This is a genomic window from Rhizobium sp. BK456 (assembly GCF_014194045.1).
GTDB lineage: Bacteria > Pseudomonadota > Alphaproteobacteria > Rhizobiales > Rhizobiaceae > Rhizobium > Rhizobium redzepovicii.
Map to the genome: position 1 here is coordinate 452,934 of NZ_JACIAO010000001.1, position 14,614 is coordinate 467,547.

Below are 14,614 nucleotides of genomic sequence, written 5' to 3' on the forward strand. Positions count from 1 at the left end.
GAGGAGACGAATATTTGCCTGCGGCGCAGATTTTGCGGGCAGTAGGAGCATTGCGATTTCGACGGCCACCACGATCATTCACCGGCAATATTCTGGAATTCGCGATCCGATCCCGAATTCCTGAGCTTCCACGTTTGAAGTATAGATTAGCGCTAGCGAGTAACTCGTCAGTAAGAACGCGGCAGCCAGCCAACATATTTCTAATGAACAATAATTGCTCACATCAGAGACTTTGAGCAATTAATGCTCATTAAGCTGCGAATATCTGCCCACTTGGCGAAATCTTGCTCAAATTGATATATGTCGTCTTCACTGCCTTCCGAAGGCCGTAAAAGACGGCTCTGGGCTCGCCAAAAGAGGATGCGCGCGGCAATGCCACTCCGGAATGCAAAAACACCTGAAAAACGAGCGCAACTGATTGAGGTATTCCTCGGAGCGGGAACCTGGACCTATGATCTGATCACGCGGGAACTGACGTGGTCGGACGGGCTCTATCGTCTCGTCGGACTCGATCCAAAAGCCGTTGCGGCAAGTTTCGACCTCTATGAATCCCTTGTGCATCCCGACGACCGTCTAGCGCACGAAGAAATTGTAGAGTTGGCACATGCGAACCAACTGTCCTCGCGCCGCTTTCGCGTCATCCGGCCCGACGGGCATCTTATTTGGCTCGAAAGCAGATTTGACCGCCAATATGACCGCAGTGGCCGGCTGGCCATCCTCCACGGTGTCGTTCAGGACGTAACCAATGATCACAAGGCGCAAATTGCACACAACCGCGCCGCCGCGGCCAATGCGTCGTTGCGTAAGCTTGTGGGTGGCGAGTTCTGGCGCGCCGACAGTCAGGGTAAGCTGCTCGACTATACCAACTGGATGCGCTTCACCGGTCAGACGGCGGAGCAGCTCAGGGATTACGACAGGCTTGCAGCGGTTCATCCTGACGATCGGCAACATTTCCGCACGACTTGGCAGGGAGCGATTGAGGGCAAGTATAAACTGGATCTCTCCGTTCGTGTCCGACGGCATGACGGCGTTTTTCAGCGTTTCGAAAATACGGCGGTTCCCCTACTCGATAACGATGGCGAGATCGTTGAATGGCACGGCGTCTCCAAGTTGGTTGAGGATATTCCCGCGAAACCCAATCTGCAGAATGCGGTCTGCGAAGTTCACATCAGGGCCGCGCGCGCAATGCTCGGTTGGACGGCTCAGGAACTGGCAGAGCGATCGGGCATTTCCTTTTCCACAATACGACGTATGGAAGCGGATGCTCACTCGGTCAAAGCTGAAAACGTCGAGCGGGCGCGCGAAACGCTGGAGATCCATGGCATTACATTCCTGTCTGAACCAAAGGATGTTGTAACGGTGACATTCGCAGCCAAGAGGTAAGCGGTTTCGGTATCGCAATCATGCCGCCGAACCGCTGCCGCGACCGAAGATTTCAGTTTAACCGGAACCAATGGCAACTCGGGGATAGCGACTATCGTCTCACGAGATGGCAGCTTGGGGCGCCATCGGCCTCAAAAGCATGAAACGCGATAAGCGGTAGCCCAACAGTTCCAGCCAGCCGATACCAATCAACGCATCAGCAGCGACACCAGGCCGGCCTGGGAGTTGACCCCGAGCTTGGAATAGATGTTCCGCAGATGAGTTCTGACGGTCTCGTAACTGATCTCGTCGGCGATCGCCACTTCCCTTGCGGAATGACCCGATGCGATGCTCGATGCGATCCGGACTTCGGTTGCGGTCAGCTTGTAGAGCTGCATCAGCAAATCGCGCCGCTCCCTGAGGGGGCTCGCCAGCATCGGCTCGGCAATGAGCGCCACGGTCGGCCCCTCCAGAAACTCGGTAAACGCATCGGACTGAAGCCGGACGAGCGTGAGGCGGTAGTTATCCTGGTCCCTGCCGTTGACGATTGCCGTGTGCGGTTTGGTCTGCATACCGTTTCGGGAGGTCAGGAATTCAAGAACGGCAGCCGACTTCTGGCATTGCAGTCCGAGCTTGCCATCTGCGGTGATCCGCACCGGCAGGCCGGCTTCCATCAAGGCCTCCGCGCTATTATTCCAGCGACGGACTTTCCCTTGCTCCGAAACATAGATCAGGCCGACCCCGATGCTGTCGAACAGGGTTTGGGTTACGTGTTCGTGCGGCGCAAACAGATCGCGCTTGCGAATGAAATCGAACGCCCTCTTCAGATGCGGCGCGAGGATCGTGTAGCGTTGGGCCGCTTCCCTGTTGAGATCGGGGTCGGCCGAAGATGTCGAGGTCGACAAGATGAAGGTGCGGTCTTCCTCGCGAATGATGGAAACACCCACACTCGTTTCGCATCCGGCCTGTCGCTTCAGCCAGTCGTTGTAAAATTCCGATTTGATCAGCTCTTCGCGCGGAAAGATCTCGTCGCCGCACAGGCCCTGGCCGACGGGCACGAGACCCAATCTGGGGATCCAAGGATTGACCGCGGCAAAGTGGCTGCTGAACTGGTCGACCTCGGCCTGCGAAAAGCCCGACATGAAGGGAACATGGGCAACCGACGAGGTCAGATCGTGGTAATGCAGCGCGGCCTTGCCGCCCGGCGACGTTTGCGCAACGCGATCGAGGAAATCCTGCCAGCTGCACTCGCCGAAGAGACTTCCATAAATCAAATCCGTCAAGTGAGATGAGACGTCAGTCGATTGAACCATGATCGATTTTCAACTTCAGCGAATGAAAGCATCTTCGAATAATCAATAGCGTTGAATTCGGAAATGCAACGGAATTCGCGCGTTCAAATCCGGTAGCTGCCGGCTGCGCAATACTACAACCGAAGCATGCTTCAACTTCGACCGTCGTTACATTTGGCTACTGGCGCCTTCCAGCCGGGAAACGCATGGAACTGCGAATGCCCGCGCGCGGCATGGACATTTTGACGCCGCGGGCGATGCCCCGCGGCGTCAAGCAATGGCTGCGGCTGCCCGTCGTCAAACCAGCCCCGGCACGACGAAAACCAGCCAAGCGACGATCGGGCCGATGATGGCAATCAGCGCGCTGTAGATCAGCAGTTGCCTGAGCACCTGCTCTCGACTGTCATCCGGGGCATTCGCGACCACAAGCGCGCCATTGGTGGAGAACGGGCTGGTATCGACGATCGTCGTCGAGATCGCGATGGCGGCGACCACGCCGATGGCACTGACATGTCCCTGCATGAGGAACGGAACGGCAAGCGGGATGATCGCGCCGAGCAGCGCGGTCGAGGATGCAAAGGCCGAGACGATGGCGCCGGTAAAGCAAAGCAGCAGCGCCACCAGCAGCGGCATGCCGAGACTGGATATGCCATTCGCCACGTAATCGACCGTGCCGGCCTTCTCCATGACGCCGACATAAGTGATGATGCCGGCAATCAGCAGCACGGTCGACCAGCTGACCTTGTCGATTGCCGCCTTCTGCGTTTTCGGGGATAGCAGCGCGAGAGCGACGGCGACGGTCATGGCGACGAGGCCGACATTGAACTTGAAAACCAGGGCGCCGATGCCGAGCGCCGTCAGGCCGATCAGGGTGGTAATTCTCTCATTGTTCAGGCGCAGCGTCGCGGCGGTATCGGCCGCCGTACCGTAGGCATGCTCCCGGATGGGTTTTGCCGGCGTGCCGCCGTGACCTCTGATCGACGCCGACACGCCCTCGGGATGCAGTTCGGGCAAAGGGCCAAAGGACGATGCGGGTACCTGCCGCATGACCTTTGCGCCCCCGAAAACGAAGAAGACCAGCACCGCGATCGCCAGGTTGAAGAAAAAGCTGGAGAGAAACAGGGAGGTCGGCGCGAAAGGCAGGCCGGCCTTGGCGACGATCTGGTTGGTGATGCCGCCATAGATGCTGATCGGCGAAAAACCGCCCGCTTGCGCGCCGTGGATCACCATCAGGCCCATCATGACGGGGTGAATGCGGTACTGGATGGCAAAGCTCAGCGCGACGGGCGCAAGAATCGCGACCGCGGCAGGCCCAAGAGCGCCGAAGCCGGTAATGACGGCGGCGACGAGGAACATCACCCAGGGGATCAAGCCTATGTGTCCACGCACCAGGCGGACGGCGCATTCGACCAGCCAATCGATGGTGCCGTTGATCTGCGCGATGGCGAAGAGGTAGGTGACGGCGACGAGCGTCAGGAACAGATCGCTCGGAAAGCCGGCAAAAATGTCGGTGGTTTTCATGCCGATGGTCATCGAGCCAAGCACGAAGGCGCCGGCAAAGGCGAGCGCGCCCATGTTGATCGGCTGGATCGTCGCAACGATGAACATGGCGACCAGCAGGCCTATGGCCAGAATTTCAATACCCATGATTCCCCTCCCTCCGACGCCTCCGGCGCCGTCGCTGCTGTTTGCAATATTGAAGCGGATACCGACGCGCCCTCCTCCCAGAGGGCGGCCGTCTTACGTCCCTGTGTAGAGATCGGCGTATTGCTGCCGCAGGATGTTCTTCTGAACCTTGCCCATTGTGTTGCGCGGCAAGTCCTCGGCGAAGATGATGCGTTTGGGCTGCTTATAGCGCGCGAGGCGATCCTGGAGGGCGCGGACAATGGTCTTTTCATCCAGGCCGGCGTCGGGTCTGCATACGACGACGGCCGTTACGCCCTCTCCGAAATCGGGATGCGGCACGCCGATCACAGCGCTCTCGACGACGCCCTCGATCTGGTCGATCTCGCTCTCGACCTCTTTCGGATAGATATTGTATCCCCCCGAAATCACCAGATCCTTGCCGCGGCCGACGATGTGCACATAACCGTCCCGGTCGATCTTACCGAGGTCGCCGCTGATGAAGAAGCCGTCCGCGGTAAATTCGGCCGCGGTTTTTTCCGGCATGCGCCAATAACCCTTGAAGACGTTCGGCCCCTTGATCTCGATCATGCCGGTTTGTTCAGGCGGCAGCACTTGTCCCGTGGCGGGATCGGTGACGCGCACCGTCACATCAGGCAGCGGCAAGCCGACCGTCCCGGCGATCCGCTTCTCTTCATAGGGGTTGGAGGTGTTCATGTTGGTTTCCGTCATGCCGTAGCGCTCGAGAATCGCGTGGCCGGTCCGCGCCTGGAACTGGGTGTGCGTTTCTGCAAGCAGCGGCGCCGAGCCTGATATGAACAGGCGGATGCTGGCTGCCGCCTCTTTACCGAAGTGCGGGCTTTGCAGGAGGCGGACATAGAAGGTCGGCACGCCCATCAGCATGGTTGCCTGCGGCATCAGTGAAACGACCTCGTCGGCGTCGAACTTCGACAGCAGGAACATCGAGGCGCCGGCGAGCAGCGTGACGTTGGTGGCAACGAACAGCCCGTGCGTGTGGAAGATCGGCAAGGCGTGGATCAGCCGGTCATCGGGGGTGACGCGCCAATAGTCGCGCAAGGTCAGAGCGTTCGAAAGCAGGTTCCCATGCGTGAGCATCGCCCCCTTGGAGCGTCCCGTCGTTCCCGAGGTGTAGAGGATCGCGGCCAGATCATCGGCGGAGCGCGAAGCGTCGACAAAGTCGGCCGGCTCGTCACGCGCCAGATCGAGCAACGAGCCGCTGCCGTCAGCGTCGAGCGTTTCGACGATCGCGCCGTAATGCTTGGCGATTTTCTCCACGCCCTCCCGCGCAGCCGAGGCAACGACCACCAGACGCGGCTCGGCGTCGCCGATGAAGTAATCGAGCTCGGCCAGCGTATAGGCGGTATTGAGCGGCAGGTAGACCGCGCCGATTCGAAGACAGGCGAGGTAAAGGATCAATGCCTCGGCGCTTTTCTCGACTTGCACCGCAACCCGATCGCCGGGGCGAATGCCGAGCGTGTCCATGGCGCCGGCGAGGCGGCCGGAAAGAGCAAAGGCATCGCCATAGGTCCAAGTCTGAGCGCTGCCGATCCGAATGAACGGTGCGTCATCGGGTGCGGCGGCCCGCATGGCGTCGAAAAGATGGTTGCTCACTTTCGCCCTCCTCCAAGCGTTGAGTTCATGATCTGTGCGAAGGCTCGAGAGCCTTGCTGGCCGTTGCCGCCGCGACGGCCTTCGTCGCTCTGGTTGAGCAGGCTTTTGACGGCTGGCGAGGCGATCACTTCGCCGCGCTGCGCTAAGGCCTCGTGGTTGGCCACGATGTCGTCGAGCTTATAGAGGTAGTTGACCATCAGGCCATGCGCCTGCCGGACTGCCTTCGGCGATCGGTCGCCGAGAAAATTCACTCTTTCAAGCCGAGCACCGTTGCCGAGATGGAAGCGGGCCACCGGATCGACCGGGCGGCCCTCCGGCGTCCGTTCGGTCAGGAAGTAGCGCGCCGCAAGCGGCAGCAACACGCGCTCCAATTCGGCGCTGCTCTTCTCCTTGTCGGGCCAGTTCGGGTCATCAAGCAGGCTCAGCGTTTCCAGGGCCGCTTTGGACAAGGACCGGGCGCCGGCCGGATCGCGCGCCTTGGCAAGCCAACGGGCGAAGCCCGGGACAGGCGACAGCGTGACGAAATTCTTCAGGCCCGGCAGGTCTCGCCGCAGGTCTTCCACGACCTGCTTGATCAGGAAATTGCCGAACGAGATTCCGCGCAGGCCATCCTGGCAGTTGGAGATCGAATAGAAGACAGCCGTCGTCGCCTCATCGGCATTGATCTGCTCCCTCCCCTCGTCGAGTACATCGGCGATCGCATTCGGCAAGGATCGGGTGAGCGCCACCTCGACGAACACGAGCGGTTCGTCGGCCAATCGGGGATGGAAAAAGGCAAAGCATCGACGGTCGGCCGGCGCCAGACGGCGGCGCAACTCCTCCCAGCTGGCGATCTCATGCACGGCCTCGTATTTGATGATCTTTTCGAGGATGTTTGCCGGCGTCGACCAGTCGATCGGCCGCAGCGTCAGAAAGCCGCGATTGAACCAGGAGCCGAACAGATGCGTGAAGTCGGCATCGAGCGCGTGATAGGCTTCGGACCGGTCCTTGGAAGCAAGGAGCTGCTGACGCATACGGACCAGTCTGGCGGTGCCGTTCGGCGCATGATTCAACCGGCGCAGGAGCTCCTGGCGCCGCGGCTCCGCGGCCTGATGGAGCGCGATGACGGCGGCAGAGCTTTTGTCAGCGCGGTAATTTTCCATCGCCTGGTCGAGCCTCACCGTGTCGGGCCCGAACGTTTCGTGAAGCATATGGAAGAATTGCTGCGCGCCCGCGCTTTCGAGCGCGCCCCAGCGATCGAGTATCTCGGCCGCAAGGGCGATGCCTGATGCTTCACCCCGACTCGACAACAGCATCTCGCAGAGAGTGTGCAGATCGGCTTTGGCCGCAGCCTGGGTATTGCGCGAGCCGGAAAACAGAAGCTGGCGTCCGTGATCGGTGATACTTTGCAGCATGTCGGTGAAGAAAGAAGCTTCAGGCATGTCATTCTCCCCTCTCTGCAGGCCCGCCACATTATGCGCGCCTTGGACCCCTGCTTCCCATCGAAGGGCTTGGTCTGTAGTATGTAGACTGTCATTCTTCGTACACGAAGTCAATGATCGTGTATACAAGAATGAAATTTATGTATGAAGGATGGGAGAAAAATGTCCGAGAATGTCGGCCGGTGGCTCCGGGATGAGATTGAAAATGCAATACTTTCCTACGAATTCGCCCCCGGCGAACGGCTGGATGAAACCGTGCTTGCCAATCGGTTCGGCGTGTCGCGAACGCCGGTGCGCGAAGCCTTGATGCAGCTAGACGCGATCGGCCTGATAGAAATCCGGCCGCGCCGGGGCGCTGTCGTGATCGATCCGGGGCCGCACCGCATTTACGAGATGTTCGAGGTGATGGCGGAGCTCGAGGGCCTAGCTGGAGCGCTCGCCGCACGCCGGTTGGACAAGACCTCCCGGGAAGCGATCACCGCCACCCACGGCCGCTGCGAGCAGTCCGCCGGCGCCGGCGACAGCGATGCCTACTACTACGACAATGAGGAATTCCATAAGGCCATCTACGCCGCAAGCCGAAGCGATTTCCTGCAGGAGCAATGCGTGCAATTGCATCGGCGCCTGCGCCCCTATCGCCGTCTCCAATTGCGGGTGCGCAATCGCCTGTCGACCTCTTTCTCGGAACATTGCGCCATCGTCGATGCAATCTTCGCCGGCGATGGAGATGAAGCCCGCCGCCTGCTGCGCACGCATGTCGGCATTCAGGGAGAGAGGTTCAGCGATCTGGTCGCCAGCATGGCGGCGAGATGACCGGAGGGCGTGACATAAGCCGAATCGCGTTGGTTTTCTGTTCCTGACGCAAGATAGGGCCGCTACCGATCCCTTATTTAACTCTGCCCGGATCTCCGGCTCACCCAGTCGCCTTCAGAGATCAGCGCTGGACCAACTCCGGGATCGGTTCAATTGCTGTCGACTTTTTGGATGGCGGCTGGAAACGTCCGGGAAACCTCGTTTCCATCAGGAAAGCCTTCGGTCACAACCGTAAATTTGATCCAGCCTTTCCATCCTATAAGACCGGTGCGCTTCGGCGCGATCACCACTACCACGATGTCCTCATTCGGAACAACGTGAACGGCACGAACTCCTGGACCTGGCTCTGAGTGCAGTACTGCGAGTACCGTTCCGCCCCCCGGCTTGGCACCTGCATAGATGGGAGAACCGTCACCTAGTGGTGCGATTGCGCTAATAAAACGCGTGCTGACGTAACCCTCGCCATTGAAGAAAAGAGGACCTTGGTAGGGACGGGGCTCATCATCGCTCCAAGCAGCGCTGACGGACACAAGCAACAGGCCAGTTGCGAGCATTGAAAGTCGCGTCACCGAATGGCTCCTCTAATCCAAGAACCCATAAAGCCAGTCCCGCGTCTCCTCCGGCAAAGACACCGGCTGCTGATCCTCGCCGCTGCGGGCCTGCCAGATGATCTCCACCTCGGCGGCGCGTTCCTCCCCCGTATCGATCGAGACGATGAAGCCGATGGAGCGCACGCCGATCTTGTCGACGGCGGCGGTAAAAAGGGCCGGCTCGTCGTAATGCAGCGGGCGGTGGAGAACGCAGGTAATCTTGCTGGCGATATAGACCGGTTCGTCCTCGACCTCGGGCCGCGCTAACCAGAAGCTCGCAATGACGGACTCGGCATAGGAAATATAGGAGGCCAGAAACATCTGGCCGGTCATATCGACATCGCGAAACGGCACATGTATTTCCGTTACACCCGGGCGTTTCGACTGACTCATCAACAACTCTGCCTACAAAATTCCCCGTTGACGACAGTAGCACGGGGTTTTTCGAAGTAAACCGCTGAGATGACAGGAATTTATAATGCCGGCGGCGGCGAGATGGGGCGCAGGAGCGCTTGTTGAAATCGTCGGGCAATGCCCCATCTGCTGTGGAACATGACGCAAGCGGCCGATAGAGTGTCTCCATGAGCACCCGTCTTTACGAACATCCGATCTTCCTGGAACATGTGACGCCCGCCGGCCATCCGGAGCGGTCGGACAGGATCCGCGCCATCAATGTCGCGCTCGAACATCCGAATTTCGAGCGGCTGGAGCGCCGGCAGGCGCCTGAAGCGAGCGCGGATGCGGTGCTGCTGGCGCATCCGGAGGAACATCTCAAAGCCGTGATGCGGGAAATTCCTGAGGAAGAGGACCGGATCAACCAGCTCGAAGCCGATACCTATGCCAGTCCCAAAAGCCTGCAGGCGGCGCTGACCGGCATCGGCGGTGCGATGGCGGCGGTGGACGACGTCTTTTCCGGCGCCGCCGACAATGTCTTCGTCGCCGCCCGTCCGCCGGGCCACCATGCCGAGAAGATGACGGCGATGGGCTTTTGCTTCTTCAACAATGCGGCGATTGCCGCCCGCCATGCGCAGAAGCGGCATGGCGCCGAGCGCGTCGCCATCATTGACTGGGATGTGCACCACGGCAACGGCACCCAGGATATCTTCTGGGACGACCCCTCGGTGCTGTTCTGCTCGACGCATCAGATGCCGCTTTATCCCGGCAGCGGCGCCAAGGACGAGAAGGGCAGGCACAACACCATCGTCAATGCGCCGCTTTCGCCGAATGTCGGCAGCGACCATTTCCGCGAGGCGTTCAAATCGCGCGTGCTGCCGAGCGTTGCCGATTTCAGGCCGGATCTCATCATCATCTCCGCCGGCTTCGACGCGCATCACCGCGACCCTCTGGCGCAGATCAACCTGACGGGCGAGGATTTCGACTGGGCAACCGGCCGCGTGCTCGAACTGGCCGACCGGCACGCGAAGAACCGGGTCGTCAGCCTGCTCGAAGGCGGTTATGATCTCGAGGGGCTCGCCGAATCGGCGGGCATGCATATTCTGCGAATGATGAAGGGTTGAGAATGACTGACAGCGCCAAGCCGGAGGTATCCGGCCTTTCCTTCGAAAAGGCGGTCGCCGAACTCGAAAGCATCGTCGCCCGGCTGGAACGCGGCGACGTGGCGCTGGATGAATCTATCGAGATCTATGAGCGCGGCGAAGCGCTGAAGAAACATTGCGAGACGCTGCTTTCGGCCGCCGAAAACCGCATCGAGAAGATCAGGCTCGACCGCGCCGGCAAGCCGCAGGGCGTCGAACCGCTCGACGGGGCCTGAGGGTCAGAGCAAAGCTGCCTTTTGGCGCTTGGCGATCGGCTCGCGGCCGATCTATGATCCCCTTCCAATATCATGAGGGGACGGAAACATGACGGACAGATTGAAGGGCAAGGTCGCCATCATCTCAGGCGGCGCGACCGGCATGGGCGGTGCCGCCTCGAAGCTGTTTGCGGCGGAAGGCGCGCGTGTCGCGATCATCGACCGCAATGGAGAAGCTGCGGCCGAGACCGTCAAGCAGATCCGTGATGTGGGCGGCGAGGCCGACTGCTGGACGGCCGACGTCTCCGATGAAGCTGCGGTCAATTCAGCCGTCGCTGGCGTCGAGGAACGCTACGGCGCCGTCACCGTACTTTTCAACCATGCCGGCACCATCGTCATCAAACCCTTCCTGGAAACGACGCTTCAGGAATGGGACTGGCTGCACGCCGTCAATGTGCGTTCGATGTTCCTGATGACCAAGGCGGTGCTGCCGAAGATGATTGCCGCGGGCGGCGGGTCGATCGTCTGCACCTCGTCGATCTCGGCGGTCGCCGCCACGCCGATGGAAGTGCTTTACGACACGACCAAGGGCGCCGTGCATATGTTTGCCCGCGCCATCGCCGTGGAATTCCGCGACCGCAACATCCGCTGCAACGCCGTCTGCCCCGGCTTCATCCGCACGCCGCACGGCCTGCGCGAGGTGGCCGACCTGCAGGCGCTCGGCGTCGACGTCTCTGATGCCGCCATCGCCGCGCAACAGGGTCGGATCGGCGAGCCCGAAGACGTGGCGCGGGCCGCCCTTTACCTCGCCAGCGACGAGTCGAATTTCGTCAATGGCGCCCATCTGTTCGTCGACAACGGCTTTACGGCAATCTGAGACGGGCCGGCTTAGCGCGCGATTGGACGCGCGGCGCTGCAAGCGCTATCTGTGGGCAGTGTAAAGCTGCATCATTCAAACTGCTGCAGCGGCGCCTCAGATCGGAGAGTTCCATCATGTCCTTCTTTCCCGGTAAAGATCCCCTGCCCGGCGATGCCTTCGCCTGTGATGCGATCGAGAATCTGATCATTCCGCGCACCAGCGACATCGGCGGCTTCCAGGTGCGGCGGGCGCTGCCGACGCGGCAGCGGCGCCTTGTCGGGCCGTTCATCTTCTTCGACCGCATGGGGCCGGCGATCCTGAAGCCCAACGAGGCGCTTGATGTGAAGCCGCATCCGCATATCGGGCTGTCGACGGTTACCTATCTCTTCGACGGCGAGATCCGCCATCGCGACAGCCTCGGCACCGAAAAGGTCATCCGTCCGGGCGATATCAACCTGATGACGGCAGGGCGCGGCATCGTGCATTCCGAGCGCACGCCCGACAATCTGCGCGGCCATCCGCTGCTGATGTCGGGCCTGCAGACCTGGCTGGCGTTGCCCGACGACAAGGAGGAAATCGATCCTTCCTTCGCTCATACGGAAAAGTCTGAAATGCCGCTGATCGAGACTCCAGGCGTGCGCGGGCGCGTGGTCATCGGCTCGTTCGAAGGCATGACATCGCCTGTCGGGGTTTTCTCCGACACGCTCTATGTCGATCTCGACCTGCAGCCGGGCGCCAAATTTCCTTTCGGCGCAGCGCATGAAGAGCGCGCCGTCTACGTGCTCTCCGGCGAGGTCGTCATCTCAGGCGACCGCTTCGCCGCCGATCAGCTGCTGGTCTTTCGGCCCGGCGATCCGATCACGCTCGAAGCCGGCAGCGACGGCTGCCACCTGATGCTGTTCGGCGGCGCGGCGCTGAATTCGAAACGTTACATCTGGTGGAATTTCGTTTCCTCCTCGAAGGAGCGGATCGAAAAAGCCAAAGAGGAATGGCGCAGCGGCCGCTTCGATATCGTTCCCGGCGACGAAGAGGAATTCGTGCCTTTGCCGGAAGGCTGACGGCGGCAATGATCGGCCGCCGCCGGTCACCTGCCCCCGAATTTCAACCCGCCGCGAAATACCGCGTCAGTGCACCCTTCGTGCGGTTGATATAGCCATCCTGCCAGCTGTCGTCGACGTTGAGAAAGCCCGACCAGCCCTTCTTTCCCTGGCGCTTCAATTCCGCCTCGACGGCGCGGAAGCGATAGTGGTCATAGACGTCGAGGATGTGGACGGCATAGGCTTCGGCCAGCGCTCGGTCGCCTTTGACGATCAGCATGTTTTCGTCATTGGCATAGGAGGCCTTGAAGCCGAGATTGTGGCTGCCGAGGACGACGAGGCATTCGTCCGACAGGGGATCGATCACCAGCACCTTGTCGTGAATGATGGCGCCCACCTTCTTGGCCGTCAGTTCCTCCGCACCGAAATCCGCCAGCAACTGGCGGTCATCGATGCGCGACGCCCGAACGATCGATACATTGGCCTCGTCGAAAGTATGGGGCGAAACACCCTCTTCATCGTCATCCGGATCGTCGGGATCGTTGTCCTTGCCGGGGACGTAATTGGGCATGGCCTGCGGGCTGGAAACGGCGCCGGTGACGATCAGCTTCTGATCCTTCAGGCCGATATCGATCGCCTCGCCGACGATGCAATCCCGGCCCGACTGACCGGGATAGAAGGCAAGAAAGAGCACCGCATGCTCGGCACGGCGCATCAGGCGATAGACCTCGCGAAGGTCGGGCGGAATTGCCTTGCCTTTTCTGCGGCTTTGCATGTTCGGCGAGAACCAGGTTTCAAGCGAAGCCCCGTTGGCTGTGGGTATAATGGACGGCGTCTCGTTGGAGCGGCGGAATTCCTTGCTCTGCTGGTTGTCGGGCATGCCGTCATCGAATTCGACGGGCGCTTCCAGCGTCTTATTGTCTTTCAGCATCCGATCCCAATAAGCGACATAGGCCGCGGCGACCGCATCGTTCCTGACGATCAAGGCGTTGTTGGACTGGCCGGCAAGCCCGGTGGCCGTCCAGTTGGTGCTGCCGGTGAAAACGCTGCGCGGAGCGTCATCCGCCGGTAGGTGCACGACAAATTTGTTGTGGCCGATCTGGCTCGAATTGTTGAACATCCGGTGGTGGATCTCGACGCCTGCATCGATCAATGCCTTGCGCGCAGGCGCATTGCGCACATCCCAGGCATCCCCGACCTTTCCGGTATTGGCGAGGATGATGCGCAGCCTGTTCTTGTTGGCAAGCAGCAGCTCCAGCAGTTCCTCGTCCTCCAGCTCGTAAAGCGCGACGAGGAAACGGCCCGGTCTACTCATGAATTCCCTGAGCATCGGAATAACATCGCCGGCAAGATATTTGCGGATGCCGTTCGACGGATTGGAAATCATGTCGATCAGCTCATTCGGCTGTTTCACCCCGTCTTCGAGAAGGACGTTGCGCAACCACTGGGCGGCGAGAATACCATTGGTGAAGGTCGACTCGAACTGGCCGCGCTTGCGCGTCACATGGACGGGGTTGGAGGCGACCGCCGGTCCGAGATAACCGAGCGGCCGCGGAGGACCGTCATAGGCCTTGACGGAGATTTTCTCGAAGGTGCCGTCGGCCTTCTTGATCGGCCTGCCGTTGGCGTCGCGCTTGTTGATCTCGACAAGCTGAGGCGTCGGGTCGGGGGCAGCCGCCATGCCCGGCTTCAGATCGCCGAGTGGACGGATCTCGTAGCGCACCCGCACCTCGTCCGGCCGCCGCCGCATTTCATTGCGCCGCTTGCGCAGCGTCAGGTCGCGCCAGGAGAGCTTCTGCACTGGCCAGAGCGATGTCGTCTGCGGCAACCAATGCGGATTGCGCTGTCCCTTGAAGGCGACCCAGGCGGCGCACGTCACTCGGTCATCGCTGCCATCGGGTCTTTTCGACACGTTTCCCTGTTCGTCGAGATAGACGCGAACGACTTCGAACCCGAGGCATCCATCGATCTTGGCGTCTATGTGCCAGGCCACATAGGCGACCTCGTTGTTCACATAGGCATGCGCTGCGACAATCGTTCCCATGGCCCGTCTCCCCAGTGAGCGCCGCAACTCTGCTACCATTCCGTGTCATATTCAAGCTGCTCGCCGGCCCTTCGCGCGTTCGACCACCGTTCGGAAAAACAGGGCGGAACCGGCCAGGATCAGGCGAATGCAACGCGCAGAAATAGAATGTGATATCTCCCGAAACCGCTCACACATTTTTCCGCCATGCT

Annotated in this window: 13 protein-coding genes; 6 read left to right on the plus strand and 7 right to left on the minus strand. The window is 60.5% G+C overall.

What is annotated here, in order from left to right; translation table 11 throughout:
- Window positions 1-372 precede the first annotated feature (372 nt).
- Entirely contained in the window at window positions 373-1,383 is a 1,011-nt protein-coding gene (locus FHX03_RS02605) for a PAS domain-containing protein (RefSeq protein WP_183852486.1), read from the plus strand.
- A 188-nt stretch (window positions 1,384-1,571) separates the two neighbouring features.
- On the opposite strand, the gene FHX03_RS02610 is transcribed toward FHX03_RS02605, so the two are convergent.
- The 4 genes from FHX03_RS02610 to FHX03_RS02625 form a co-directional block, all read right to left on the minus strand.
- Entirely contained in the window at window positions 1,572-2,675 is a 1,104-nt protein-coding gene (locus FHX03_RS02610) for a helix-turn-helix transcriptional regulator (RefSeq protein WP_183852488.1), read from the minus strand.
- 276 nt (window positions 2,676-2,951) lie between these two features.
- Window positions 2,952-4,301 carry an SLC13 family permease gene (locus FHX03_RS02615; protein WP_097624073.1) on the minus strand — a complete coding sequence of 450 codons (1,350 nt, stop codon included), beginning with the start codon at window positions 4,299-4,301 and terminating at the stop codon, window positions 2,952-2,954.
- A 93-nt stretch (window positions 4,302-4,394) separates the two neighbouring features.
- Window positions 4,395-5,909: a malonate--CoA ligase gene (locus tag FHX03_RS02620; RefSeq protein ID WP_183852490.1), complete on the minus strand. Its 1,515-nt coding sequence runs from the start codon at window positions 5,907-5,909 to the stop codon at window positions 4,395-4,397.
- Entirely contained in the window at window positions 5,906-7,330 is a 1,425-nt protein-coding gene (locus tag FHX03_RS02625) for a malonyl-CoA decarboxylase (RefSeq protein ID WP_183852492.1), read from the minus strand. The genes FHX03_RS02620 and FHX03_RS02625 overlap by 4 nt, the downstream gene beginning before the upstream one ends.
- A gap of 162 nt (window positions 7,331-7,492) precedes the next feature.
- Between FHX03_RS02625 and FHX03_RS02630 the strand changes: the two genes are divergently transcribed.
- Window positions 7,493-8,143, plus strand: a complete 651-nt coding sequence (locus FHX03_RS02630) for a GntR family transcriptional regulator (protein WP_097624070.1) — start codon at window positions 7,493-7,495, stop codon at window positions 8,141-8,143.
- A 149-nt stretch (window positions 8,144-8,292) separates the two neighbouring features.
- Here the strand turns inward: FHX03_RS02630 and FHX03_RS02635 are convergent, their stop codons facing one another.
- Entirely contained in the window at window positions 8,293-8,712 is a 420-nt protein-coding gene (locus FHX03_RS02635) for a hypothetical protein (protein ID WP_131711366.1), read from the minus strand.
- 12 nt (window positions 8,713-8,724) lie between these two features.
- A complete protein-coding gene (locus tag FHX03_RS02640) occupies window positions 8,725-9,126 on the minus strand; it encodes an acyl-CoA thioesterase (protein WP_097624069.1) in 402 nt (133 codons plus the stop codon).
- A 188-nt stretch (window positions 9,127-9,314) separates the two neighbouring features.
- Here FHX03_RS02640 and FHX03_RS02645 point away from each other — a divergent pair, with 188 nt between their 5' ends.
- From FHX03_RS02645 to FHX03_RS02660, 4 genes are all read left to right on the plus strand, one after another.
- On the plus strand, window positions 9,315-10,250 hold the full coding sequence (locus tag FHX03_RS02645; RefSeq protein ID WP_183852494.1) for a histone deacetylase family protein: 936 nt from the start codon (window positions 9,315-9,317) through the stop codon (window positions 10,248-10,250).
- Window positions 10,251-10,252: 2 nt separating this feature from the next.
- Window positions 10,253-10,504 carry an exodeoxyribonuclease VII small subunit gene (locus FHX03_RS02650; RefSeq protein WP_003545921.1) on the plus strand — a complete coding sequence of 84 codons (252 nt, stop codon included), beginning with the start codon at window positions 10,253-10,255 and terminating at the stop codon, window positions 10,502-10,504.
- Between the two features lie 88 nt (window positions 10,505-10,592).
- Window positions 10,593-11,360, plus strand: coding sequence for an SDR family NAD(P)-dependent oxidoreductase (locus FHX03_RS02655; RefSeq protein WP_183852496.1), 768 nt, complete (start codon window positions 10,593-10,595; stop codon window positions 11,358-11,360).
- Between the two features lie 116 nt (window positions 11,361-11,476).
- Window positions 11,477-12,400 (plus strand): pirin family protein, encoded by a 924-nt coding sequence (locus tag FHX03_RS02660; RefSeq protein ID WP_183777282.1) that lies wholly within the window; start codon window positions 11,477-11,479, stop codon window positions 12,398-12,400.
- A 43-nt stretch (window positions 12,401-12,443) separates the two neighbouring features.
- Here FHX03_RS02660 and FHX03_RS02665 read toward each other — a convergent pair whose 3' ends face one another.
- Window positions 12,444-14,423 (minus strand): phospholipase D-like domain-containing protein, encoded by a 1,980-nt coding sequence (locus FHX03_RS02665; protein ID WP_183852498.1) that lies wholly within the window; start codon window positions 14,421-14,423, stop codon window positions 12,444-12,446.
- Window positions 14,424-14,614 lie beyond the last annotated feature (191 nt).